General features: G+C 68.5%; 19 protein-coding genes. 12 read left to right on the forward strand and 7 right to left on the reverse strand.

The features are described from left to right. Positions 1 to 5: 5 nt before the first annotated feature. Positions 6 to 440 carry a pyridoxamine 5'-phosphate oxidase family protein gene (locus AC1DBE_RS06990; RefSeq protein WP_476970042.1) on the reverse strand — a complete coding sequence of 145 codons (435 nt, stop codon included), beginning with the start codon at positions 438 to 440 and terminating at the stop codon, positions 6 to 8. A gap of 221 nt (positions 441 to 661) precedes the next feature. Between AC1DBE_RS06990 and AC1DBE_RS06995 the strand changes: the two genes are divergently transcribed. The 3 genes from AC1DBE_RS06995 to AC1DBE_RS07005 all read left to right on the forward strand — a co-directional run bounded on the left by AC1DBE_RS06995 (position 662) and on the right by AC1DBE_RS07005 (position 3,417). Then, a complete protein-coding gene (locus AC1DBE_RS06995) occupies positions 662 to 1,324 on the forward strand; it encodes a DUF6318 family protein (RefSeq protein WP_476903593.1) in 663 nt (220 codons plus the stop codon). Beyond that, entirely contained in the window at positions 1,321 to 2,256 is a 936-nt protein-coding gene (locus AC1DBE_RS07000; RefSeq protein ID WP_476970043.1) for a PKD domain-containing protein, read from the forward strand. The genes AC1DBE_RS06995 and AC1DBE_RS07000 overlap by 4 nt, the downstream gene beginning before the upstream one ends. A gap of 90 nt (positions 2,257 to 2,346) precedes the next feature. Further along, entirely contained in the window at positions 2,347 to 3,417 is a 1,071-nt protein-coding gene (locus AC1DBE_RS07005) for an alkene reductase (RefSeq protein ID WP_476970044.1), read from the forward strand. Between the two features lie 480 nt (positions 3,418 to 3,897). On the opposite strand, the gene AC1DBE_RS07010 is transcribed toward AC1DBE_RS07005, so the two are convergent. Then, positions 3,898 to 7,506, reverse strand: coding sequence for a TM0106 family RecB-like putative nuclease (locus AC1DBE_RS07010; RefSeq protein ID WP_476970045.1), 3,609 nt, complete (start codon positions 7,504 to 7,506; stop codon positions 3,898 to 3,900). Positions 7,507 to 7,635: 129 nt separating this feature from the next. Between AC1DBE_RS07010 and AC1DBE_RS07015 the strand changes: the two genes are divergently transcribed. The 6 genes from AC1DBE_RS07015 to AC1DBE_RS07040 all read left to right on the forward strand — a co-directional run bounded on the left by AC1DBE_RS07015 (position 7,636) and on the right by AC1DBE_RS07040 (position 15,823). Then, a complete protein-coding gene (locus tag AC1DBE_RS07015; RefSeq protein WP_476878118.1) occupies positions 7,636 to 8,283 on the forward strand; it encodes an SOUL family heme-binding protein in 648 nt (215 codons plus the stop codon). Positions 8,284 to 8,297: 14 nt separating this feature from the next. Continuing rightward, the gene (locus AC1DBE_RS07020; RefSeq protein ID WP_476970046.1) at positions 8,298 to 10,718 is read left to right on the forward strand and encodes a Tex family protein; all 2,421 of its coding nucleotides are present in this window, start codon (positions 8,298 to 8,300) and stop codon (positions 10,716 to 10,718) included. A 157-nt stretch (positions 10,719 to 10,875) separates the two neighbouring features. Then, positions 10,876 to 12,270 carry an OFA family MFS transporter gene (locus AC1DBE_RS07025; protein ID WP_476970047.1) on the forward strand — a complete coding sequence of 465 codons (1,395 nt, stop codon included), beginning with the start codon at positions 10,876 to 10,878 and terminating at the stop codon, positions 12,268 to 12,270. A gap of 1 nt (position 12,271) precedes the next feature. Further along, the gene (locus AC1DBE_RS07030; protein ID WP_476970048.1) at positions 12,272 to 12,418 is read left to right on the forward strand and encodes an MFS transporter small subunit; all 147 of its coding nucleotides are present in this window, start codon (positions 12,272 to 12,274) and stop codon (positions 12,416 to 12,418) included. 3 nt (positions 12,419 to 12,421) lie between these two features. After that, positions 12,422 to 14,251, forward strand: a complete 1,830-nt coding sequence (locus AC1DBE_RS07035; protein WP_476970049.1) for a gamma-glutamyltransferase family protein — start codon at positions 12,422 to 12,424, stop codon at positions 14,249 to 14,251. 48 nt (positions 14,252 to 14,299) lie between these two features. Continuing rightward, on the forward strand, positions 14,300 to 15,823 hold the full coding sequence (locus AC1DBE_RS07040; protein ID WP_476970050.1) for a glycosyltransferase family 39 protein: 1,524 nt from the start codon (positions 14,300 to 14,302) through the stop codon (positions 15,821 to 15,823). Between the two features lie 51 nt (positions 15,824 to 15,874). Here AC1DBE_RS07040 and AC1DBE_RS07045 read toward each other — a convergent pair whose 3' ends face one another. From AC1DBE_RS07045 to AC1DBE_RS07055, 3 genes are all read right to left on the reverse strand, one after another. Further along, complete coding sequence (locus AC1DBE_RS07045) at positions 15,875 to 16,261, reverse strand: DUF1622 domain-containing protein (RefSeq protein WP_476879016.1); 387 nt, start codon at positions 16,259 to 16,261, stop codon at positions 15,875 to 15,877. Positions 16,262 to 16,326: 65 nt separating this feature from the next. Next, the gene (locus AC1DBE_RS07050) at positions 16,327 to 17,223 is read right to left on the reverse strand and encodes an SDR family oxidoreductase (protein WP_476970051.1); all 897 of its coding nucleotides are present in this window, start codon (positions 17,221 to 17,223) and stop codon (positions 16,327 to 16,329) included. Between the two features lie 44 nt (positions 17,224 to 17,267). Beyond that, positions 17,268 to 18,179, reverse strand: a complete 912-nt coding sequence (locus tag AC1DBE_RS07055; RefSeq protein ID WP_476970052.1) for an MSMEG_6728 family protein — start codon at positions 18,177 to 18,179, stop codon at positions 17,268 to 17,270. A gap of 145 nt (positions 18,180 to 18,324) precedes the next feature. Between AC1DBE_RS07055 and AC1DBE_RS07060 the strand changes: the two genes are divergently transcribed. Then, positions 18,325 to 18,897, forward strand: coding sequence for a hypothetical protein (locus AC1DBE_RS07060; RefSeq protein ID WP_476970053.1), 573 nt, complete (start codon positions 18,325 to 18,327; stop codon positions 18,895 to 18,897). A gap of 12 nt (positions 18,898 to 18,909) precedes the next feature. Here AC1DBE_RS07060 and uvrA read toward each other — a convergent pair whose 3' ends face one another. Further along, entirely contained in the window at positions 18,910 to 21,456 is a 2,547-nt protein-coding gene (gene uvrA, locus AC1DBE_RS07065) for an excinuclease ABC subunit UvrA (RefSeq protein ID WP_476970054.1), read from the reverse strand. 65 nt (positions 21,457 to 21,521) lie between these two features. On the opposite strand from uvrA, the gene AC1DBE_RS07070 reads away from it, so the two are divergent. Beyond that, the gene (locus AC1DBE_RS07070) at positions 21,522 to 22,646 is read left to right on the forward strand and encodes an adenosine deaminase (RefSeq protein WP_476970055.1); all 1,125 of its coding nucleotides are present in this window, start codon (positions 21,522 to 21,524) and stop codon (positions 22,644 to 22,646) included. 116 nt (positions 22,647 to 22,762) lie between these two features. Here the strand turns inward: AC1DBE_RS07070 and AC1DBE_RS07075 are convergent, their stop codons facing one another. Next, entirely contained in the window at positions 22,763 to 23,737 is a 975-nt protein-coding gene (locus AC1DBE_RS07075) for an aldo/keto reductase (protein WP_476970056.1), read from the reverse strand. A 245-nt stretch (positions 23,738 to 23,982) separates the two neighbouring features. Here AC1DBE_RS07075 and AC1DBE_RS07080 point away from each other — a divergent pair, with 245 nt between their 5' ends. Next, positions 23,983 to 24,876 (forward strand): pullulanase X25 domain-containing protein, encoded by an 894-nt coding sequence (locus AC1DBE_RS07080; RefSeq protein ID WP_476970057.1) that lies wholly within the window; start codon positions 23,983 to 23,985, stop codon positions 24,874 to 24,876. Positions 24,877 to 25,137: the final 261 nt, after the last annotated feature.

The following is a 25,137-nucleotide window of genomic DNA, read 5'->3' on the forward strand; positions in this document are numbered from 1 at the left end:
GCCGCCTAGATCTCGCGTTCGGGGTGCTCGCCGAACTGGAAATGCCAGCCACTCGCCGTCGTCGGTTCGATTTCGACGTAAAAGTCTTTCAGCGTTGGCACCCACGGTTTGAGTCCGAGGGCTTCGGCCGCAGCGATGTCGGCTGAGTTCTCCAGGACCCGCGCCGTGCCCCGAAGCACCACGGACCATGCCTCTTCGGACATGATGCCATCCGTCTCAAAGAGGACCTTGGAGTTGATGGCTAGCTCGGCCAGCTTGTTGCCCGGTGCGGTGCGGAGGTAGAGCTTGCGGTTGGTCGTCGCGTAATTCACCGGGAAGATATCCGGCTCGCCGCCCACTGTCACCACCAGCCGGCCGTGCTGTGTTCCCTCGATGAGTTTCCAGATCTGGTCATCAGTCAGGGTCAGGATGGGGTTGCCGTCTGTGTGTTCGAACATCATGCGCCCATTGTTCTGTCCGCTGTAGAGAATTTCCAGAGTCGGTGGTCCCGGGTTGGTGGTGGTGGGGCGGTGGGGCGTTGGTCGGGGCTGGGTTCCGGCGGAACGGCGGGAGCGCCGCGAGTGGGCTGTGGATAACCCTTACCTCGGGAATGTGATCTCAGTTACCCTTAGGCATTGTTTGGATTCAGGCGTCTTGATTTCTATCGGGGGAATAGCTGAACATGACAACTCGCATTCCAACCACCGGCCGCAAGCTTGCCGCCGCCGTTGCACTGCTCACAGCGACCACCCTCTTGGGAACGGCCTGCACGGCGCAGCCGCCACCCAGTTCCGCTTCAGCGAGCGGTTCGGCCGCAGAAACCGCTTCCGCCGGTCCCAGTGAGACGCCCAGCGCCACACCGACGCCGACCGCCAGCTACAGGCCCGCCGACGCCAAGGGCCGTGCGCAGAACGTCCCAGTCCCCGTCATGCCGGCGGCCGCGAAGGCGAAGACGAAGGAAGGGCTGGAGGCCTTCGCACGGTATTGGTTCGAACAACTGAACTATGCCTACGAGACAGGCAAAACGAATGAGCTGTCGGCGACTACGGCACAGACCTGCGAACTCTGTTCCAATCTCGTAGGGGCCGTCAAGCATAACTACCAGGGAGATCGCTGGCTAGTCGGAGGCAAAATTGCTGCAGCGGCCATTAGTACGAAATTTGATGCTGGGACTGATGGAAATTATCAGGTAGTAGTGCAGGTCCAGCAATCGAAGATTTCTTATTTCGCCCCCGACCGATCTCAATTCCGCGCCCCGACGCCGCCTTCAGATACCGGGAATATCATGCTGTCAGCGTTTCGCAATGGAGCGTGGCAGGTTACAGGTCTGCACCCGATCCGATGAACATCTTCAGGTTCCGGTTCGCGATCTTGGCATCACTGGTCCTTGCCTTGGCCCTGACCAGCGTCACTTCGATTTCTGCAGTCGCCGATGAGGGAGTCGATGCGGGCTTTGGGAACCAAGGTGTCAACGTCGGCGGCTGGAGGATGGATCCGGCTACCGGAAAGTTCGTTCCCACTGAACCTGGAACTCCCTCGTCTGATCCGTTCCAATACAAATACGAGCTCCAGTGCCATCTCGGTGGCGGCGATTTTGATGCCGACTGCCTGAAGACTGTGGTCGAGTGCAAGAACGGTCCGGGTGGTAAGGATGGGATTCCTGTCATTTGGCTGAAAGCGCCCGCTGGGGTGCCTAACCCGGTCTGGAGCTATCACTCGGGCCCAACGTGTCTCTTCGACGCCCGCCCCGAAGAGCTGTTGCCCCGCATCGCCGCGATGATTCAAACCGAGTTCCAAAAACTTCCGATCGCCGCCGGCCGTGTAACCGCTCAGCCCAGCCCGCATACGCTTCGAGGTGCCGAGACGAACTTCTACGGCGAGGCCGCAGAACAGCAGTTCGACATCAAAATTCTGGCGCAGGACGTGCACGTCGACGCCAAACCTGTCCAATACACGTGGAGTTACGGCGACGGTACTTCGTTCGGTCCCCAGAGTTCGGCCGGTGGTCCGCTGCCGCAGGATCGATGGGGCGAAAAGACGTCCACCAGTCACGTCTACGCCCGGACCGGTGACTTCGCGGTGGTCCTGACAACATTTTTCCAGGGTACGTACTCCGTCAACGGCGGCCCGCCGCTGCCCATCCCGGGCCAAGGGCAGTTCAACTCGCCGCCGCAGCAGGTCAGCGTGTGGCGGTCGATCACCCGCAACTACGCCGACGACTGCCTCCGAAATCCGCAGGGCCAAGGGTGTCCCGGCGCCCCGCCGTCGTCCCGTTGATGATGCAGTGATCCGAGTCTCAGCTGGAATAGTTGCAGACGCCGCGGAGTTCCCTCCAGTGGACCCAATCCACTCCGAAAGGAATTGCGCATGCTGTTTTCCCCCATGACCATCGGCCAGCTGGAAGTACCCAACCGACTCGTGATGGCTCCGCTCACCCGAGTCAGGTCGGGCAAAGAGGGCATCCCCGGGCCGCTCGTCGTCGAGCACTACAGGCAGCGCGCCTCGCTCGGCCTCATCGTCAGCGAAGGGACCTATCCCAGCCCGGCCGGCCGTGGCTTCCCGGGCCAGCCTGGTCTGGTCACTGAAGAACAGCTCAAGGGTTGGGCCGAGGTAACCGCTGCGGTCCACGCCGAAGGCGGCAGGATCTTCGCCCAAGTGATGCACGCGGGCCGCGTCACCCACGAGGACACCACGGGTGGCCACGAAGTGGTCGCCCCGAGTGCCATCGCCATCGAAGGCCAGACCCGCACCTACGAGGGCAAGCAGTCCTTCCCGGTTCCGCGTGCGCTGGCGACGGAAGAGCTGGCTGGCATCCGGGAGGAGTTCGTTCAGGCTTCACGCAATGCAATCGACGCAGGGTTCGACGGCGTCGAACTTCACTCCGCGAACGGCTACCTGCTTCACGAATTCCTGACGCCGGCCGCGAACCAGCGCGACGATGTGTACGGCGGTTCGCCCGAAAACCGCGCCCGCTTCGTCATTGAGGTAACCCAGGCCGTCGTCGACGCCGTGGGCGCTGACCGTGTGGGCATCCGTATCTCGCCGGAGCACAATGTCCAAGGTGCTGTGGAAGAAGACGCCGCCGATGTACGCGCCACCTACGGCATCCTCGTTGACGCCCTGGCCCCAATGAAGCTGGCGTACCTCAGTGTCCTTCACAAGGAACCGACGAGCGAACTCGTTCAGGACCTGCGCTCCCGCTTCAACGGAACGTTCCTGCTGAACACCGGCTTCGGGGTTGTGACAACTCGCGAAGAGGCAACGTCGTTGATTTCCGACGGCCACGCTGACGCCGTCGTCGTGGGTCGCCCGGCCATCGCGAATCCGGACCTCGTGCGCCGCTGGCGTGAAGGGCTTCCCGTCAATGAACCCAACCCGGCGACGTTCTACTCCGACGGCGCCGAGGGTTACACGGACTACCCGGCCTACCAGAACTAGGCTCGCCGTCCCGGCCTAGTCCGGGATGGACATGCCCATAGGGGGCCTCGAACAGTGGACAGATTCATATTCTGTCCACTGTTCGCGTTCAAAGATGGACATGTCCGTCCGCCAGGTTGGCCAGGAACGAGCATGTCCATTGGTGGGTGCGGAAACTGGGCATGTCCATCGAGTTGGTGCAGGGGTTGGCCGTGTCCGGCGGTGACCTTGGTTAGAGACCGACATGCCCATTGGGGGCCTCGAACAGTGGACAGATTCATGTTCTGTCCACTGTTCGCGTTTAGGGATGGACATGTCCGGCCGCCACGTTGGCCCGGAACGGGCATGTCCATTGGTGGGTGCGGAGAACGGGCATGTCCATGGGGGTGGTGCAGGGATTGGGCATGACCGTTGGTGACGTTGGCCCGGAACGGGCATGTCCATTGGTAGGTGCGGGGGACGAGCATGTCCATTGGTGGTCGGGGAAATTGGGCATGTCCCCTAGAGGCCCGGGGGAACCGATCGCTCGCAGAGGCCGATGAAGGCTCCCAGTTGCTCCAGGCCGTCCGGGTGGGCCGGCAGGAAGTTGGTCAGCTCCGGCGCCCGGACTATGACCGCCCGCCATTGCCCGCGGGACACCGCCACGTTGATGCGGTTGCGGGAGAGCAGGAACTCCATGCCCCGGGGAGCCTCGGCCACGGCGGAGCATGCCAGGGAGACGATCACCACCGCGGCCTCCTGTCCCTGGAACTTGTCCACCGTGCCCACCCGGACTCCGGACAGGCCCGCTTGGTCCAGGGCGTCGCGGACCAGATTCACCTGGGCGTTGTAGGCCGCCACCACCAGGATGTCCGCGGGTTCGAGGGGGCGAGAGCCCTCGGCCGTGTGCCACGTCAGCCCCAGATGCCGCCGCGCCTGCTCCACCACCGCGGCGGCTTCCTCCGGCGAGGACGTGGTGTTGCCGGTATGGGGCAGCATTACCGTTTCTATCCCGGCGGGCACGCCGTCCAGGCGCCGCAGGTCCGCGGCGGCGGCGGAAGTCAGCCGCCCGTCGTAGGACAACGCCGAGACGGCCCGGCAAAGCTCCGAGTTCATCCGCCAGGAATCGGCGAGAAAATATCCGAGTTCGGGCGGAAGGGTGGCGTGCCCGGCGGAGATCCAGCCCAGGGCCGACTCATCGACCGGCTCGGGATGCCTGCCCTGGCTGACCTGCGGGAGCTGCTGCGGGTCGCCGAGCAGCAGAAGCCGGCTGCTCGCCTGGGCCACGGCCAGGGTGTTGGCCAGCGAGAACTGGCCGGCCTCGTCAATCACCAGCAGATCCAGCGACCCTGCCGGGACCGTGGACCCGGTCATGGTCCAGGCCGTGCCGCCGATCAGGGCCCCGCCGGGGGAAGCCAGCAGCGCCGCCACCTCCTTGGCGGTGCGCGATTGCCAGGGGAGCGGGCCGTCGTGTTTTACATCCTTGGCCACCAGGGCCGGGCTGACGCCGGCTTTGGTGACAGCCGTCCTCAGCAGGTTCTCGACCACCGCGTGGGACTGGCCGACCACACCGACCTTCCAGCCCCGGGCGACCAGCCGGGCAATGACGTGGGAGCCCACATGGGTCTTCCCAGTGCCGGGGGGACCCTGGACGGCGAGGTAGGAGTGATCCAGTCCAAGGACCGCGTCGGTGATGGCGTCAATGAAGCGGTCGGGTCCGTCGCCGGGCTGCGGCAGCGGCGCGCCTCCGCCCAGCCGCGGCGGCAACCGGCGGATCAGATCGAGGCCCGGATGGCGGGGGATCGAACCGGCGCCCAGCCCGGCGGCCACCGAGTCCGCAAGGGATTCCAGCGCCTGTTCCAGGCTCTGCGTGGCGAGGGGCTGGTCCTCGGTCAGGGCGATGGGCAGCTCATCGTGGGGCGGCACGTTCTTGTGCAGTCGGTCCCGGACGACGACGGTGTCCTTGCCGTCCTCATGCCCCAGCTCCAGGACTTCTGTGCCGAACCAGCCGTTCCGGCCGGTCCTGTCTTTGCCGGTGCCCTCCAGGCCGGCGGGAAGCGGCCGGCCGTACATGCGGAACCACTTGCTGCCTTCGCGCAAGTCCGAGCCTGGACTCACGGTGCCGGTCAGTTTCACCCGCCGCTCCGGGAGCTTCCGTCCCACCTGATGCCAGTCGTCGAGGATCTCCGCCGACTCGACCAGGAACACGTTCCGGTCCCGGTCGTGGGTGTCCGGACCCTGCTCGCACCGGTCGAAGTGCGCCCACCAGAACGATTTCCGCTCCCTCCGGTGATAGCTCACCGCCGCCGCCAGCATGGCGACGGCCTTACGGTCCTCCTCCGGCAGGCCGCGTCCGGGCTCCGAGTAGGCCAGCAACGCCGCCTCGGACGGGCCGAGGGCCGGCCCGCTGTCCGGGGAACCGCCGTCGTCCTCCGAGCTGCCGCGCGGGGCGGGCACCGGACCCGGGCCGGCCGGCTCGATCCCGCGTTCCCGGGCGCGCTGCAGCAGCCAGTTCCGCAGCTCCAGGGTTGAGAGGCAGTCGTATTCGTTGTAGTCGGAGATGCCGTCAAGGATCACCGCCGCGTCCCCGGCCCGGCCGGCGTCGCGGGCTTCGCAATAGCGGGCGTAGGCCACCACCGACGCGCCCGCGTCCTTCACCTCCCCGGACCGGAGATTGCTGCCCATGTAGAGCGGCTCGAGTTTCTTGATGCTGTAGGAATTCTCGGAGATGCGGATGCTGTTCCGGACCGTCTGGTACAGGTCCACCAGCAGTCCCGCACGGAGCCATTCGTCCACAATGTCCTCGCCCGCGACGTGCTGCACGGACAGTTTCCGGAGCGCCGTCTTTTCGTACGGGGCGTAGTGGTAGACATGCATCCCGGGGTGGTCCCGCCGCCGCTTCTCCACGTAGTCCAGGAAGTCCAGGAACGCCTGCTTCTCCGCAGCCCGGTCGTGAGCCCAGAACGGCCGGAAAACCCCCGGCGCCCCGGGTCCGACCGGCGCCTCAATCACGCCGAACAGGTATTCGAGGCCCCACACGCCGGTGGCGCTTTCCTGCCACAGCGGATCACCCTCGAAATCGAAGAAGATGTCGCCGGGGCTGGGCGGCGGCAGTTCGGCCAGGGTGTTCTCGGCCAGGACGCCGTAGCGCAGCGTGTGCTCCGCACCGTCTTTGGTGTACCGGACCTCCCCCTCGGCGGGACCAACTCCGCTCTGCATCCGGGCCTGTTCCTGCAGCCGCTGGAGCGTGGGTGTGGGGTTCGTCAGCGTCGCCCGGGCCAGCTCCGTGACGGTGTAGACGCCGGCGTTGTGGAGGTGCTTGCGCTGCTGGGCGTTCATCCGGGCCACGAGGAGCAGATCGTCGGTGGCCTTGACCTGCTCCTGGCAGTAGTCGCAGCGGCCGCAGGCAGTGATCGCGTGTTCGCCCCACCGGACGGGGGCGGACTGCGCGATGTGCGCGGCCGTCAGGGCAAGGAAACGGTCACGGCGTTCCCGGAAAACGGGCAGGATTTCGGCGAGTTTGTGGTGGCTCCGGACGTAGTCGTATCCGCCGCCGGGCAACTGCACGGTGGCGCCGAGGACCAGGGTCACCGCCGGGTCCACAGGGATTCCGGCCCTGAGCAGCTGCTCGCCGTAGGCGGCGAGCTGGAGCAGGGCGGTCACCTTGGCGTGGCGGGCCAGTTTGGTGTCGAACACGGCGTAACTGCCGTCAGGCTGCCGGACCAGGAAATCGGAGCGGCCATGGAACTGCCCGTCAAAGAAGGCGGCCTGGAACACGACGTCGGCTCCCGCACGCAGTGCCTCGATCGACTCCCGGTGCTTGGCCGCCAGGCTGGCGCGGTCCATCGCCCCGGCGGGAACGACGTCGTACACGCCGTGCCCCCGGGCCGGGTCCCACGTCCCGAATTCGTCGATGAACCCGTCCAGGACGTTGCGCTCGTGGACATCGCCCAGCTGGGCAGCGTGCTCAAGCATCTCGTCAGTGCCGAAGTCGGCCTTGGCGGTGCGGCCCAGTTTCTCGTCCAGTTTGCGCAGCAGCTGGTATTCACAGTCCACAGCCACCACAAGGTCGCTCGCGGAGTAGACCAGGTCCGATGCCGCGCCGGCTGTTTCCGGTTCAAGAAAAAACACTGTGCCCCCGTTTGGCCGCTGGTCGAGTATCCCTGCTGCCAAGCTATCAAAGCCCTCCGACAGGAAACCGGCGGCCGGGCAAAATCACTCTGGCCGCTGTCGGAGGACCGGCGTAGGGTCGGGAAGACCATGACCGAACAGCAGCCCTATGACCTGGTCCACCGCTACCCGCACTTCGAACTGCGCCGGTATCCCGCCTATGTTGTGGCGGAGATCCGGGTGACCGCGAGCTTCGACCGTGCCGGGAACGCGGCCTTCCGGCACTTGTTCAATTACATCAGCGGCAGCAACACCGCCTCGCAGAAGCTCGCCATGACCGCCCCGGTGGTCCAGGCGGAAAGTGCCGGCGGGCCGGGAGTAACTCCCGGACCCGGTGCCGCCCGAAAGCTGGCGATGACCGCCCCGGTGCTCCAAAGCGGCCCGCTGGCGGGCGATGATGCGCCGGCGGACTTCGTGGTTGCGTTTGTCCTTCCCGCGGGCCTGACTGCCGAGACTGCTCCGGTGCCCACCAGCCCGGGCGTCCGGATCCGCGCCGTGCCCGGAGCCCTGTCCGCTGCCCTTCGCTTCACCGGGCGCGGCACCCGGTCCGCGTTCGCGCAGCGCAACGACGGGCTACAGGCGGCGCTGACGCTTGCGGGGCTGACGGCCGTGGGGCCGCCGCGGTTTGCCCGCTTCGACCCGCCGTTCAAGCCCTGGTTCCTGCGCCATAACGAGGTAGTCCAGGACGTGCAGGAGACCGTGGCGCCGGCGGGAACGGAGGGCGCCCCGGCCGGGTAAGGCAAAATAGACGGGTGAGCCAAACCCCGCAGCGCCCTGCCAAGACCGCCCCGATTGAGACCCAGATCGCCGCCGAACTCGGCGTCAAGCCGTGGCAGGTGACAGCGGCCGTGGAGTTGCTCGACGCCGGATCGACGGTGCCGTTCATTGCCCGGTACCGCAAGGAAGCCACCGGCACCCTGGACGACACCCAGCTGCGCACCCTGGAGGAACGGCTGCGTTACCTGCGCGAGCTCGAAGACCGCCGTCGGACCATCCTGGAAGCGATCGCCGCCCAGGGCGCCCTGACCCCGGACCTGCAGGCCGCCGTCGCCGGTGCCGACACCAAGTCGCGGCTCGAGGACATCTACCTGCCGTTCAAGTCCAAGCGGCGCACCAAGGCCCAGATCGCCCGGGAAGCCGGCCTGGAGCCGCTCGCGGACGCGCTGCTGAAGCGTCCGGATCTGGATCCCGAACGCGAAGCGGCCCGTTACCTGAACGCCGAACACTCCATCGGCGATGCCGCCGCGGCGCTCGCCGGAGCCCGCTCCATCCTCATTGAGCGCGTTGCCCAGGACCCCGACCTGGCCGCCACCCTTCGCGACCGGCTCTGGACGCAGGGCCGGATGGTGTCGCGCGTCAAGAAAGGCAAAGAGGCCGAGGGACAGAAGTTCAAGGACTATTTCGCGTTCTCCCAGGCGCCCGCCGGGATGCCGTCGCACCGGGTGCTGGCGCTGCTGCGCGGCGAAAAGGACGGAATCCTGGAACTGGATCTCAGCGAGGCGGACCCGGACGACGACGCCGCTCTCACCGCCGCCCGCGGACGGTATGAAAGCGCCGTGGCCAGGTTCCTCGGGGTCGCCGACCGTGGCCGGCCCGCCGACGCCTGGCTCGTGCAGACAGCGCAGCAGGCCTGGCGCTCCCGCGTGCTCAGCCGCCTCAGCGGCGACCTGCGCAGCCGGATGTTCGCCGCCGCCGAGGACGAGGCCGTGCGGGTGTTCGCCGCCAACTTGCGGGACGTGCTGCTCGCCGCCCCGGCCGGCAACCGCGCCACCCTGGGCCTCGACCCGGGCCTCCGGACCGGCGTGAAAGTGGCGGTGGTGGACGGAACCGGCAAGGTGGTCGCGACGGACACCGTGTACCCGCACGCCCCCGCCCGGAAGTGGGACGAGGCGCTCCGCACGCTACTGGCCCTGGCCCGGAAACACGGCGTGGAGCTGGTGGCGATCGGCAACGGCACTGCCTCCCGGGAAACGGACAAACTCGCGGCCGAGCTCATCAGGCAGCTGGGTTCGGGGCCCGGCACGGCGCCGCAGAAACTCGTGGTCTCCGAGGCCGGCGCCTCCGTGTACTCGGCCTCGGCGCTCGCCGCCGCGGAACTGCCCGGGATGGACGTGTCCCTGCGCGGGGCTGTCTCGATCGCCCGGCGGCTGCAGGATCCGCTGGCCGAACTGGTGAAGATCGAGCCGAAGTCCATCGGCGTCGGGCAGTACCAGCACGACGTCACCGCGGCCAAGCTGGACCGCAGCCTCGACGCCGTCATCGAGGACTGCGTAAACGCTGTGGGCGTGGACCTCAACACCGCCTCACCGGCGCTGCTGAGCCGGGTGGCCGGCGTCGGGCCGCTGCTGAGCGAAAACATTGTGGCGTACCGGAACGAACACGGCCCCTTCGCCAAACGCAGCGAGCTGAAGAAGGTACCCCGGCTGGGCGCGAAGGCCTTCGAACAGTGCGCCGGCTTCCTGCGGATCACCGGGGGAGCCGAGCCGCTTGACGCCTCCAGCGTCCATCCCGAGGCGTACCCGCTGGCCCGGAAGATCCGGGCCGCGGCAGGAACAGGAGCCGGGGCCAGGGACGGGGCCGCAGCGGGCGGGAACCTGTCCGCGCTGGACCCGCAGGACTTTGTGGACGGCTCGTTCGGGCTGCCCACCGTCCGGGACATCATTGCCGAGCTGGAGAAACCCGGCCGGGACCCGCGGCCTGCGTTCGCCGCCGCCACGTTCCTGGAGGGGGTCGAGAAGATCTCCGACCTCAAACCCGGCATGGTGCTGGAGGGCACCGTCACCAACGTGGCGGCCTTCGGGGCGTTCGTGGACATCGGCGTGCACCAGGACGGGCTGGTCCACGTCTCCGCGCTCGCCAACCGCTTCGTCGCGGACCCCCGCGAGGTGGTCAAGTCCGGGCAGGTGGTCCGGGTCAAGGTGCTCGAAGCCGACCCGGAACGGAAGCGCATTTCGCTGACCCTGCGGCTCGACGACGAACCGTCCGGCGCCGCGTCCCGACAGCAGGCCGCACCCCGGGTCGCACAGAAGCAAGCCCCGCAGGGCGCACAAAAGGCAGCCCCCAAGGGCGCCCACAGATCCACACCCGGCATGAGGCCCAAGGCCGCGCCGAAAGCCGCTCCGGCGGACACCGCGATGGCTGAAGCCCTGCGGAAGGCCGGTCTCGGGAGGTAGAACCGCCGTTCGTCGCGGATTGGCTACCGCTCGGCGCAGAAGTGCTACGTTTGCTGATGATCTGCCTCATGATTGCCGGAGGCAACTGAGCCACTTCTGGGGCTTTAGCCTCTAGGCAGAGGGACGACGACGTCCGCGACGAGCAAGGGGAGCACATATGGGCTGGCTGGACCGTGAACGAACTATCGCTCCGCCGGGATTCAACCGGTGGCTCGTGCCGCCGGCGGCGCTCGCGGTCCACCTCTGCATCGGCCAGGCCTACGCAACCAGCGTGTACAAGACGGCGCTGGTCAAGCACTTCGGCGCCAGCCTGACCGAAATCGGCGTGATCTTCTCCATCGCTATCGTGATGCTCGGCCTCTCCGCGGCGATCATGGGCACCTGGGTGGACAAGAACGGCCCGCGCAAGGCCATGTTCACCTCAGCCATGTTCTGGGCCAGCGGCTTCCTGATCGGCTCGCTCGGAATCTTCACCCAGCAACTGTGGCTGGTCTACCTCGGCTACGGCGTGGTCGGCGGCATCGGCCTGGGCATCGGCTACATCTCGCCGGTATCGACCCTGATCAAGTGGTTCCCGGACCGCCCCGGCCTCGCCACGGGTATGGCCATCATGGGCTTCGGCGGCGGCGCGCTGATCGCTAGCCCGGTGTCCACCGCCCTGCTGAAACTGTACGACCCCAACTCCGGGGCCAAGGGCTGGGTGGCCAGCGGCGATTCGGTCGGGAAGCTCTTCCTGACCCTCGCCGCCGTGTACCTCGCCTACATGCTCTTCGGCGCCTTCACCATCAAGGTGCCGGCAGAGGGCTGGAGGCCCGCGGGCTTCGATCCCGCCAAGGTCAAGGCCTCCAAACTGGTCACCACGGATAACGTCTCGGCCCGGAACGCCATCAAGACCAAACAGTTCTGGCTGGTCTGGATCGCCCTGTTCTGCAACGTCACCGCCGGCATCGGCATCCTGGAACAGGCCGCCCCGATGATCCAGGACTTCTTCCGGAAGTCCGACGGCGCGTCCCTGGTCAGTGCCGGCGTCGCCGCCGGGTTCGTGGGACTGCTCTCCATCGGCAACATGGCCGGCCGCTTCGCGTGGTCCGCCACCTCCGACGTAACCGGCCGCAAACGGATCTACATGGTGTACCTGGGCGTCGGCGCGGTGCTCTACACGGTCCTGGCCCTGGCCGGCTCCTCCACCACCCTCCTCTACGTGGTGCTCGCGTTCTTCATCATTTCCTTCTACGGCGGCGGCTTCGCCACCGCCCCGGCCTACCTGCGCGACCTCTTCGGCACCTTCCAGGTGGGGGCCATCCACGGCCGGCTGCTGACCGCCTGGTCCGCCGCCGGCGTCGCCGGACCGCTGATCGTGAACGCGTTCCTCGATGCCCAGGGCAAGCCCGGGCAGCTGAACGCAGCCTCCTACCAGCCGGCCCTGCTGACCATGGTGGCGCTGCTGGTCATCGGCTTCGTTGCCAACCTGCTGGTCAAACCGGTCGACGCACGGTTCCACGAGCGGCGCCCGGACCACAAAGAGTCGCACCAACCCGCCATGGAGGCCTGAGATGAGCACAGCACCCAACACCGGCCCCCGGGAAACGGCCGTCAACGCATCCACCGGAAAAGTCGCCCTAGCCTGGGCCCTGGTCGGGGTGCCCCTGGCCTACGGGGTCTACGAGACCCTGACCCGCGTGGCGGCGCTCTTCGGCTGATTCATGACCTTCACCGCGCCTGAACAGTTCACCACCCGCCCCACCCTGCAGGGTACCTTCGGGATGAGTGCCTCCACGCACTGGCTCGCGACGGCGGCGGCCCAGGCAGTGCTCGAACGCGGCGGCAACGCGTTCGACGCCGCCACGGCCGGCGCCTTCGTGCTGCACGTCGTGGAGCCCCACCTGAACGGCCCCGGCGGGGACATGACCGGCGTCTTCGCGACGGCCTCTGACCCAAGCACACCCGTGGTGCTCATGGGCCAGGGACCTGCGCCCGCCGCCGCCACGGTGGACCACTACCGGGCCGAAGGACTGGACCTGGTCCCCGGTTCGGGGGCCCTCGCCGCGGCGGTCCCGGCCGCCGTCGACGCCTGGCTCCTCCTGTTGCGCGACCACGGGACCTGGGAGCTGGCGGACGTTCTGGAATTCGCGATTGGCTACGCCCGGGACGGCCACCCGCTGCTGGGCCGGGTCGCCACCACCATCGCCGCCGTGTCGGAGCTGTTTCAGGAGCACTGGCCCGCCTCCGCTGGACTGTGGATGCCCGAAGGCAGGATCCCCGCCGGCGGGGAACTTTTCCGGAACCCCGCCTACGCACGGACGCTGGAACGGCTGATCGACGCCGGCCAGGCGGCAGGGACGGCTGGGTTGCGCGAGGCCCGGATCGATGCGGCCCGGCGGGAATGGCGCGGGGGCTTCGTGGCCCGCGCCATGGCGGCGTCGGTGCAGACGCCGCACCGGCACTCGTCCGGCGCCGACCACGCCGGTGTCCTGGCGCTGGAGGACCTGGCCGGGTTCGAGGCGGGGTACGAGGCGGCTGCCACCGTTGAGTTCCGCGGGCACACCATCGCCAAGACCGGTCCCTGGGGGCAGGGCCCGGCGTTGCTGCAGACCCTGGCCATTCTCTCGGGCTTCGAGGACCGCTTCCTTGACCCGTCCACCGAGCTCGGGGCGCACACCATCCTGGAGGCCCAGAAGCTGGCGCTGGCCGACCGTGAGGCGTACTACGGTGACACGGATGTGCCGATGGAGTACCTGCTGTCCGAGGAGTACTGCGCCGCCCGGCGGGCCCTGATCACAGACCGGGCCTCGCACGAATACCGGCCCGGGCAGGTGCCGGGCCGCGAAGCGTATGTGCCCGTGCTGCGGACCGAGTACACGCCGCCGGCGCTGGCGCGGAGCGGCGCCGCGGGTCGCGCAGGCCTGGGCGTGGGGGAGCCGACCGTGGCACCGACCGGGGAGACCCGGGGCGACACATGCCACATCGACGTCGTCGACCGCTGGGGCAACATGGTCTCGGCCACACCGTCCGGCGGCTGGCTGCAATCCTCGCCCGCCATTCCGGAGCTCGGTTTCTGCCTTGGGACCCGCCTGCAGATGACCTGGCTGGAACCCGGCACACCGTCCACCCTCACCCCGGGCAAACGGCCCCGCACCACCCTGACGCCTACTTTGGTATTCCGGGACGGGCACGCCGTGACCGCCCTGGGCTCACCGGGCGGGGACCAGCAGGACCAGTGGCAGCTCCCGTACCTGCTGCGGACCATTGTGGGCGGCTATTCGCCGCAGCAGGCCATCGACGCACCCACGTTCCATACGACGTCGATGCCCGGCTCGTTCTGGCCCCGCACCTGGGAGCCCGGGGGCGCCGTCGTCGAGGACCGTCTGGGAGCTGACGTCATCGCCGGGCTGGAGCGCCGAGGTCACGTGGTGACCGTGGCCGGCGGGTGGACGCTGGGCCGCCTGTCCGCCGTCGTCCGCGACCCCGGGACGGGAGTGCTGCAGGCAGCGGCCAACCCGCGGGGAGCCCAGGGGTACGCCGCGGGACGGTAGGCCCGGCGGGCGCCGGATCGGCCCCGGCATCCATGCTTAGATTGTCGGGTGAAGAGAAGCAGCCGCGTCCCCATCCTCGTGGGGGTGCTGGCCTTCCTGTACACCATGGTCGGCGTATCGGTACCCAGCTTTTGGACGGACGAGGCCGCCACCGTCAGCGCCGTCAACCGGGAGTTCCCCGAGCTGTGGAGCATGCTCGGAACGGTGGACGCGGTGCACGGCGCCTACTACATCCTGATGTATGGCTGGACGAGAATATTCGGCTTCTCGGAGTTGGCCATGCGTCTGCCCAGCCTTCTCGCCGTCGCTGTCGCCGCCGGCCTGCTGATGGCCCTGTGCCGCCGGCTCGGGGGGACCGCCTACGGGATCACCGCCGCTGCGATCTTCGTCATCCTCCCGCGGGTGCAGTACGTGGCCACCGACGCCCGCTCCTACGCGCTGACGGTGTTGGGCGCCGTGCTGGCGACCTACCTCCTGGTGGTCATCCGCGAATCCCCGTCCAGGCTGCGTTGGCTCTGGTACGGCCTCACCGGCCTGGTCACTGTCAGCCTGTCCTTCTATGCCGTGCTCCTCATAGCGGCGCACGCGGTCACGCTGCTGGCAGACGAACGCCTCCGCAGGCATTGGCGTGCCCTCGCGCTGGCCTCGGTGGGGTGGCTCATCCCGGCGGGCGTGGTGGCGGCCGTCGCCTCGGGGCAGCAGTTCCAGATCGCCTGGGTGCCGCCCATCGGGGCGTCGACGACGTACGAGGTCGCCTTCGTCCAGTTCTTCAGCGACGCTTACTACTCGACCGAAAACTTCGTTTCCAGCCCGCAGCCGACGCCGGGCGAGGACTTTTCGATGTACGGACTGGCGGCCCTGGTCTGGGTCGCGGCGCTGATTGGCGCGATCCTGGCCCGGAAGACCTTCGCCGTCAAGCTGGCCGTGCCGTGGCTGGTGCTTCCGTTGGCTGCGGTCATTGCGGGATCGGTGATCACGGGGCGCGGCTACTACCTGCCGCGGTATGTTTCGTTTGAGCTGGCGGCCCTGCCGATGCTGGCGGCGGCTCCGCTCCTGGCCAGGCGGCTCGCCAGCCCGCAGGGGAAACCACCGGGCAACCCGCAGGGCGGCCGCGTCCGCAAGGTTCGGATGGCGGCGACTGCCGTGGGGCTGCTGACCGCGCTGGGGATCTCGCTGCCGTCCTACGTTGGGCAGCGCACGGAATACGGGCGCATCCAGAGTGATGACTTCCGCTTCATCGCGGACACCATCCACCGGGAGGCCCGCCCCGGGGACGCCTTTGTGATTGGAAACGACCGGGACATGGCGTTCCGTGGCTACCCGGAGGCCTTCGAGGGCCTCAATGACCCCACGATGGCGCGGACGGCCGCGGAGTGGGGACGCATCTTCGACCGGAGATACGACGTCAAAACCGCCAAAAACCGCATCCTCAAATACAACACGGTCTGGGTGGTGGAGCTAACCAGCAGGACCGGCGCGCGGCGGGCCATGGAGGTCATCGGCTACGCACCCAAGCGGCAGTTGACGGGCGTCGTGACCTCGGTGACCGAGTTCCAGCGCCGGCCGCGCTAGCCAGCGCCGCCGCCGTCGGATGCTTTCCGTCGGGCGCGTCCTGTGGCGGGCTCAGCCGGTTGTCGCCGCCGGGCTGGTTGGGGGCTGTTTCTGCCACGGCCAGCGCCCGGTGATCTCGAGCTCCAGGGAGAAGCTGAGGAACGTACGGATCAGCACGATGATAGCCAGCACGCCCACGCTCTCGAAGGTCGGGGTGACGGCCACGGTGCGGATGATGTCGGCCGCGACCAGCAGCTCGAGGCCCAGCAGAATGGAGCGGCCCAGCAGTTGCCGGTAGGACCGGTAGATCGAGAGGGGCTCGGCGCCGGCAGGCAGTTCCTTGGGCTGGAAGCCGCGCAGGGCCATGGGCAACGACACCACGGCGCCGACCACCATGATGGCGACACCGGCGAAGTCCATGAACCGGCCGACCGTCTCGATGATGTGCTGAAAATCCATGCTGCCCCTTGGAGGAGTTGGGTGTGAAGTCTGGTGGTGGAACGGCGGCGCGCCTCAGAGTCGGGTCAGGGATGCCGTTCGCCGACGCCGGCCAGGACAGCGCGGTAGCCCTCGCGGAAACTAGGGTACTCAAACGTGAATCCGGTGCCGCGGAGCAGGGCGTTGCTGACGCGCTTGTTCCCGCCACGCGACGGCTCGCCGCCGCCAGCCCCGCCACGCGACCCGTCATCCCCGGGGGCTGCACCGGCCGGCTCCGGCAGTCCGAGCTCGGCGGCCAGGAACCGCAGCACCTCGCCGAGTTCGGCAGGTTCGTTGTCCACGCCCAGGTACAGGGGCGCCGGCTCCGCGGCCATGCTGCACAGGTGGACGATAGCCGCGGCGGCGTCGTCGCGGTGGATCCGGTTGGTCAGGCGGGGCCCGGCCGGCACCGTGGCGTTCCCGCCGCGCACCTGATCGATCAGGCGCGTCCGGCCCGGACCGTAGATCCCGCCCAGCCGAAGCGCCACCGGTGTGATCCCGGTTCCCTCGAGGCGGCTGCTGAGCAGGTCCTCGGCCTCACAGAGGATACGGCCGGAGAACCCGCCGGGATTCGGCGTCGTGGCCTCGTCCACCCAGCCGCCGCCGGCGTCGCCGTACACCGCGGTGGAGGACACGAACAGCACGCGCCGCACCGGCGCCCCGGACGCCGCGACGGCGTCGAGCACCCGGGCCAGGCCGTCCACATACGCCGACCGATACGCCTCCTCGGTGGGGGAGTCAGCCGCGATGGCAACCACGACGGCGGTGGTGTCCGCCGGGACAGGCGGCAGTTCGCCGGAACTGAGGTCTGTGGCCACACCCTCGATTGCGGCTGGCAGTTTGTGCGGCGAGCGGCGCCAGCCCACCACCTTGTGCCCGGCCGCGGCAAAGCGCAGTCCGGCTTCGGTCCCCAGATCGCCGCAACCGGCCAGCAGTACAGTCATAGTGGCCAGTCTGCCAGTAAATTCAGGGCGGCGCGGGGCGCGGGCTACCGTGCGGCGATCGGGAAGAAGACCCGCGGGTCCTGCAGCAGCGCCGGGTAGTCGAAGTCCGAGCGGGACAGGACTTCGGTGACCTCGAAGTTGCGGGCGAACCGGCCATCCACGGTGATGGGACGGCCCTGGACCTCTCCGACGGCGAAGGACCGGCCGCCGTCGAACGGGATCGCAACGACGGACTTGCCGGGCAGCGTCGCGAAGGCTTCTTCCTGGGCCTGGCGCTTGCGGGAGGGCTTCTTCACCAGCGGCTTGGCCGGACGCTTGCGGGCGTTCTTGTCCGGCCGGCGCGAGCCGTTGTCCGCGTAAACGAACTGGTACTCGTCGTCCTCTCCGGAGGCAGCGCTGGACCCCTTGCCCCGGACCGGGGGCAGGCTCACCGTGTCCAGCTGCTGCGGATCAGTATCACCCAGCGGGAGGCGTAGGATCCACATCCGGTCACCGGCAGGATCTTCGGGGATGAGCTCGTGCTTGGGCTCGGGCCACACGTACTCCAGGTCCGGGTCCGTGCCGGGGAACACCGAGGCGTAGAACTTGTGGTCCTTGGCCAGCAGCCGGGACCGGTGGCTCAGGTGGAAGTCCTGATTCCCCAGCCACCACGGCATCTGGATCTTGGCGGCGTAGTCCGGGTGGGCTGCCTGCGGGGCGAACTCCATGATCCGTTCCCGGGTGGTGTCCTCGCCGCCGCGCGCCGTCCACTCATCCACCATGGCCAGGCCGTACATGGTCAGGGCCGGGACGTGCCCCATCCACATCCGGACGGCCGGGTGGGACTGCCAGCCGTACTCGGGAATCACCAGCGCGCGCAGCATCTGCAGCGCCTCGACGCGCTGCTTGCCGAGCCGCGCGGGGTCAAGGGCCGCGGCGCTCTGCTGGAAATCGGGGAAGGGGAGGAAAGTCTGCATCTCTCCAGTTTGGGGCCACGGGCCCGCATCGCCAATTGCTGGGCGTCCCGGGTGAGCGTGTTCACATCGCGGATACTTACAGACAGCTCCCAGCCCGGAGATTTATTATTTACGGCAACCACCCCAGCCGCACGGAAGACCTGCCATGAACCTCGAAGCAGCGGCGCCCTTTGCGCCCAAATACGGACAAATGCTCGGCCCGGAAGCCAACGGCATCCTGGTTCTCGAAGAATTCACGCTGGACCCTGCCGAGGCCCGCAAGGAACAAACCGGCTTCCGCGCGGCCCTGGCCTCCGTGGCCCTGACCATGCGCCGGCTGCTCGCGTTCCGGCTGCTGATCGCCGTCGTCGCCATCGCGAACCTGCCGCTCTTCCTGCTCTCCAGCGGCTGGGAAATCTATGCGATCTCGCTGACCCTGGTGGTGGCCGTCCACGCTGCCGTGTCTTGGCTGAACCGGCACGAGCCGCGTCTGCGCCAGCGCCGCCTGCTCGAGCTCCACCTGCACCGCGAACGCAGCGCCAACTACCGCAAGGTCCGCGACGCCGTGAAGTACGTCATCGACACCCCCGCGCGCATGAACGAACAGCTCTACCTGGAGCTGCTGGCCGCCAAGCGCGTTGCCCTGCACCTGGCCCAGGGCACGGTGGCCCTGCTCGACACCAGTGACGACGCCGCGTGGAAGGTCCGCATCGTCCGCGAGCTTCCCAAGGCGGCCTGACCGCCGTCCGGCTCAGCCCTTCAGGACCGCTCCGAGGTACGGGGCGGTCCTGCTCTTTTTGGAGCGGGCGACGACGGCGGGCTCCCCGGCGGCGATGATCTTGCCGCCGGCGTCGCCGCCGGCAGGTCCCAGGTCGATCACCCAGTCGGCGGCGGCCACCACGTCCATCTCGTGYTCCACCACCACSACGGTGTTSCCGGCGTCCACCAGSCGGTGGAGCTGGGCCATCAGGAGTTCGACGTCGGCCGGGTGCAGTCCCGTGGTGGGCTCGTCCAGCAGGTACAGCGAGTGGCCGCGCTGGGCCCGCTGCAGCTCCGTGGCGAGTTTGATGCGCTGGGCCTCGCCGCCGGAGAGCTCGGTGGCGGGCTGGCCCAGCCGGAGGTAGCCCAGCCCCACTTCGCGGAGGGTCTGCAGCGCCCGGGCCGCGGCGGGGACGTCGGTGAGGAACTCCGCGGCGGCGTTGACCGTCATGCCGAGCACCTCGGCCACATTCTTGCCGCGGTAGCTGACTTCCAGCGTCTCCGGGTTGTAGCGCGAGCCGTTGCACTCCGGGCACGGGCCGTAGCTGCCGGGCAGGAACAGCAGCTCCACCGCCACGAAGCCCTCACCCTGGCAGGTCTCGCACCGGCCGCCGGCCACGTTGAAGGAGAAGCGTCCGGCGCTGAAACCGCGGGCCTTCGCCTCATCCGTCGCCGCGAATTCCTTCCGCACGGCGTCGAAAAGCCCGGTGTAGGTGGCCAGGTTGGACCGCGGGGTGCGGCCGATCGGCTTCTGGTCCACTTTCACCAGCCGGTCGATCTGCTCCAGGCCGGTCACCGGGCCCACGCTCAGCGGCGCGGCGGGCTCTCCGGCGTCGTCCTCCGTCTCGTCGGTGGCCGCGGCGTCGGCGTCCGGGTGCAGCCAGGCGTTGGCGACCTCGGCGAGGACCTGGCTGACCAGTGTTGATTTGCCGGAGCCGGACACCCCGGTGACGGCGGTCAGGACACCCAGCGGGAAGGTGGCGTCGAGGTCTTGCAGGTTGTGCCGGGTGATGCCCTGCAGCTCGAGCCAGCCGGCGGCCTCGCGGCGGTCCCGCGCCGCGTTGCTGCCGGCCGGCCTCCCGTCCGCCGGGAACAGGTAGGGCCGGGTGACCGAGGCGTCCACCGCCGCGAGGCCGGCCACAGGACCGCTGTAGAGCACCTCACCACCGCCCTCACCGGCGCGCGGGCCCACGTCCACCAGCCAGTCGGCGCGGCGCACCACGTCCATGTTGTGCTCCACCACAAACACTGAGTTGCCGGAGGACTTCAGCTGGTCCAGGACGGCTAGGAGGGGTTCGGCGTCGGCCGGGTGCAGGCCGGCGGAGGGTTCGTCGAGCACGTAGATCACGCCGAAGAGGCCCGAGCGCAGCTGGGTGGCGATCCGGAGCCGCTGCATTTCGCCGGGGGAGAGCGTCGGCGTGGACCGGCCCAGCGCGAGGTAGCCCAGGCCAAGGTCCAGCAGCACCGTGATCCGCTGGAGCAGGTCACGGGTGATGGCGACGGCCACCTCGTTGGACTCGCCGGAGGACTGTTTACGGGAGGCCGTCCCCGCCGTCGTCAGTTCCGTGGTGGGGCGGATGACCGCGGCGAGCTCGGTCATCGGGACGCCGTTGAGTTCGGCGATGGTTTTCCCGGCGAACGTCACGGCCAGGGCTTCCGGGCGCAGGCCGCTGCCGCCGCAGCGCGGGCATGGGCCTGTCTCCATGTAGCGCAGCACCTTCTCGCGCATGGTGCTGCTCTTGGAATCGGCGAGGGTGTGCAGGACGTAGCTGCGGGCACTCCAGAAGCGGCCCTTGTACGGCTTGGCCACCCGGTCCCGCTGCGGCGTGACCTCCACGACGGGCTGCTCCTCGGTGAAGAGGATCCAGTCGCGGTCCTTTTTGGGCAGCTTCCGCCACGGGGTGTCGACGTCGTAGCCCAGGTGGGTGAGGATGTCGCGCAGGTTCTTGCCCTGCCACGCTCCGGGCCACGCGGCGATGGCGCCGTCGCGGATGCTGAGGGCCGGGTCCGGGACCAGCGAGGATTCGGTGACGGTGTGAGCGACGCCCAGGCCGTGGCACTCCGGGCAGGCGCCGGCCGCCGTGTTGGGGGAGAAGGCGTCCGAGTCCAGCGGCGCGGCGCCGTCGGGGTAGCTGCCGGCGCGGGAGAAGAGCATCCGCAGCGAGTTGGACAAGGTGGTGACCGTGCCGACGGTGGAGCGGGAGCTGGGGGTGCCGCGCCGCTGCTGGAGGGCGACGGCGGGCGGCAGGCCGGTGATCAGCTCCACCTTCGGGTTGTGGCCCTGCTGGATCAGCCGCCGGGCGTAGGGCGCCACGGATTCGAAGTAGCGGCGCTGGGCCTCGGCGTAGATGGTGCCGAACGCGAGGGAGGACTTCCCGGACCCGGACACCCCGGTGAAGGCCACGATCGCGTCGCGCGGGACGTCCACGTCCACGTTGCGCAGGTTGTTTTCCCGGGCGCCGCGGACCCGGACGAAGCCGTCCGTGGGGTGGTCCGGCGCCAGGCCGGCGGAATCGGAAGCCTGCTGATTATTGTGCATCTGTTTGACTCTATCCGTCCCGGCCCCGGGCGGTATATCCATAGCGGCGGGCATATCCTTACCCAATGGAAACTTACGACGGCGGCGCCCCAGCGCCGCAGGCAGAGCAGAGAGCAGCGCCGCAGGCAGTGCAGGACGCGGAGCAGGAGACTGCGCCGCAGGTCGAGGGGATTCCGGAGTTCGCCGAGGTCCCCGGCGGGGTCCACGCGGCACTCCCGGTGGCCGAACTGCACCTGCACATCGAGGGCACCCTCGAACCGGAACTGATCTTCGCGCTCGCCGAACGCAATGGCATCACGCTGCCCTACGCGGACCTGGATGAGCTGCGCGCGCGGTACGAGTTCACGGACCTGCAGTCGTTCCTGGACCTCTACTACGCGAACATGGCCGTACTGCAGACCGAGCAGGACTTCGCAGACATGACCCGGGCCTACCTGACCCGGGCCGCCGCCGCCGGGGTGCGGCATGCCGAGATCATGCTGGACCCGCAGGCGCACCTGACCCGCGGAGTGTCCCTGGCTACCTGCGTGAACGGGGTGGCCTCGGTGCTGGCCACTTCGCAGGAGGAGTTCGGTATCTCCACCCTGCTGATTGCCGCGTTCCTCCGCGACCTGTCCGAGGAATCCGCGCTCGAGGTGCTGGAGCAGCTGCTCGCCATGGATGCCCCGATCGCCGGCATCGGGCTGGACTCGGCGGAGGTGGACAATCCGCCGTCGAAGTTTGAACGCCTGTTCGCCCGGGCCAAGGACGCCGGGCTGCACCGGATCGCGCACGCCGGCGAGGAAGGCCCGCCGTCGTACATCATCGAGGCGCTGGACGCCCTGGACGTGGAGCGGATCGATCACGGCATCCGCTGTATGGAGGACCCGGAACTGGTGGAGCGGTTGGTCCAGGAGCTCATGCCGCTGACCGTCTGCCCGCTCTCGAACGTCCGGCTCCGCGCCGTCGACACCCTCGCGGACCACCCCCTGCCGGGCATGCTGGCGGCCGGGCTGAACGTCAGCGTGAACTCGGACGACCCCGCCTACTTCGGCGGCTACGTGGATGACAACTTCGCGCAGCTCAAGTCGGTGATCGGGCTTTCCGAGTTCGACTGTGTCCGCCTCGCGGCCAACTCCATCCGGTCCTCCTTTGCGAGCGAGGATCGGAAGACCGAGCTGCTGGGAGAACTGGCCGCCTCGGGCCGCTAACCCGGTCACCCCGAACCACCCGAACCCCCGAGCAACCCCTATATCCCGGTTGCTCTATCACTTATGGCGGCTAAACCGGCCGGATAGGGACCATAAGTGATAGGGCAACGGCGGGGTCAGACGTCGATGGTGCCCATGTTCGGGTAGCGGGCGCCCGCGGCGACGCCGGCCGGGGCCAGCTCGTCGAGCCGGGCCAGGTCCTCGGCAGAGAGCTCGACGTCGACCGCACTCAGGTTCTCGCGCAGCCGGTCGCGCTTCTTGGTCCCCGGGATCGGGACGATGTGCGCGCCCTGGGCCAGCAGCCAGGCGAGGGCCAGCTGGGCCGGAGTGCTGCCCTTCTCCGCCGCGAGCTCGGTCACCCGGTCCACGAGTTCGAGGTTGCGGGTGAAGTTCTCGCCCTGGAAGCGGGGTGAGTGGCGGCGGAAGTCGTCCTCCGCGAAGTCGGATTCGCTGCGCAGCTGCCCGGTGAGGAAGCCGCGGCCCAGTGGGCTGTAAGGGACGAATCCGATGCCGAGCTCGGCTAGGACCGGGAAGATCTTGGTTTCCGGTTCGCGTTCCCACAGCGAGTATTCGGTCTGCAGGGCGCTGATGGGGTGCACGGCGTGGGCACGGCGGACGGTGTCGGCGCTCGCTTCGGAGAGGCCCAGGTGTTTGACCTTGCCGGCCTGGACCAGCTCCGCCATGGCACCGACCGTCTCCTCGATCGGCACGGTCTTGTCCACCCGGTGCTGGTAGTAGAGGTCGATGTGGTCCACGCCGAGGCGCTGCAGGCTCGCGTCACAAGCTGCCCGGACATACTCGGGCTTACCGTTGATGCCCACCCAAGAGCCGTCCTCGCGGCGTTCGTTGCCGAACTTGGTGGCCAGCACGACGTCGTCGCGGCGCCCGGCGATCGCGCGGCCCACCAGCTGTTCGTTGGTGAACGGGCCGTACATGTCGGCGGTGTCCAGGAGGGTGCCGCCGGCGTCGAGGAAGGCATGGATCGTGGCCGTGGACTCCTGTTCGTCGCCTTTGCCGTAGAACTCGCTCATTCCCATGCAGCCCAGGCCGAGGGCGGAGACGGTGAGGGAGCCGAGGGTGCGTGTTTCCATGGGGATCTCCTGAACCAGTGGGGGATTGCCGCGGATCAGCCCCGGGGGACGGCGGCGATCAGCCCACTCTAGTCAGCATGCTTGCCGCGGGCAACGGGTTTCCCGGGGGCGGACGCTGACCCGTACCACCGGCGGCCCGTCGCCGTCACAGTGGGTCACGACACACAAAGTTAACCCCGCCCAGTCGCGGAAGCCGCCGAACCTTGGCAAAATGCAGATGGATCAATTGCTTCTAAAGGAGACCCATGGGCGCCAACGCTGCGGAAAACACCAACCTTCGGCTCAAGGCTGTGCTTGACGTGCTGGCGGAAGGGGTCTGGTCCGGCGAGAAGCTGAACGCCGGCGTCGTCCTCGGCGAGGCGATCGCGCGGGTCCCGCTCAACGACCACGAGCGCGAACTGCTCAGCGGCGGCATTCCCCGCGGCCACAAGGCGCTCACCACGGCGACCGCCAAGCTGGTAAAGGCCGGCTGGCTGGTCAAGGGCCGCTCCGGCTGGACCATCACCGAGGACGGCCAGCGCGCGACGGTCGCCTTCGCCGATCCCGCCGCCTTCACTGCAGCGCTCGACGCCGGTACCCCGGTTCCGGCGGATACCCCGCTGCCGTCCGCCCCCGCCGGGCACACCGCACCCAAGACTGGCGCCAAGGCCGGTCCGAAGACGGTCAAGGTGGCTGAAAAGGTCGCCGAGAAGGTAGCCGACACCGCCGCCAAGCTGGTGGAGGAAGCCGTTGCCCCCGTCGCGAAGGCCGTCCGGAAGCGCAAAGCGGCCGCTAAATCTCCCGCCGAGGCCCCGGACACCGCAGCCGGGACCCAGGCAGAAGCCCAGGCAGAAACGATCGTCCAGCCGGCCGCCGTCGCCGTGGCGGGCGACTTCAATGTCCTGCTGGGCGCGCCGGCCAACTGGGCGCCGCAGTATGACGAGTCGCAGATGCAGCTGGACGAGGTGGACCAGCTCTGGAAGCTCGCGGCGGAACTGCCGGCCGGCTCCTACAGCTTCAAGATCGCCATCAACCGGTCCTGGGACGAGAACTACGGCGCGTTCGGCCACTTCGACGGCGCCAACCACGAGGTCCACCACCGCGGCGGCCTGCTGGTCATCCACTACGACCACCGGACCCGCGACATCGTCATCGACTAACCACCGCCAACCGGACCACGGACGGCCCTAGAAGCGGGACGGGTCCGGGCTCGGCGGAACGGGCGACGGCGGTGCCACCGGCCCGGGGTCCGGGATCGGCAGCGGGCCGGGCGTCGGGGCAGGGCCAGGCGCCGGGGACGGCGTCGGACCGGGACCCGGGGCGGGCTCGGGAGTCGGCGGCGTGGGCCCGGGATCCGGCGGGAACGGGTCGCCCGGTTGCGGTTCCGGCGTGGCCGGGCCGGGCTCGGGCGGGAACGGATC

The organism is Arthrobacter sp. 10T416 (assembly GCF_056394165.1).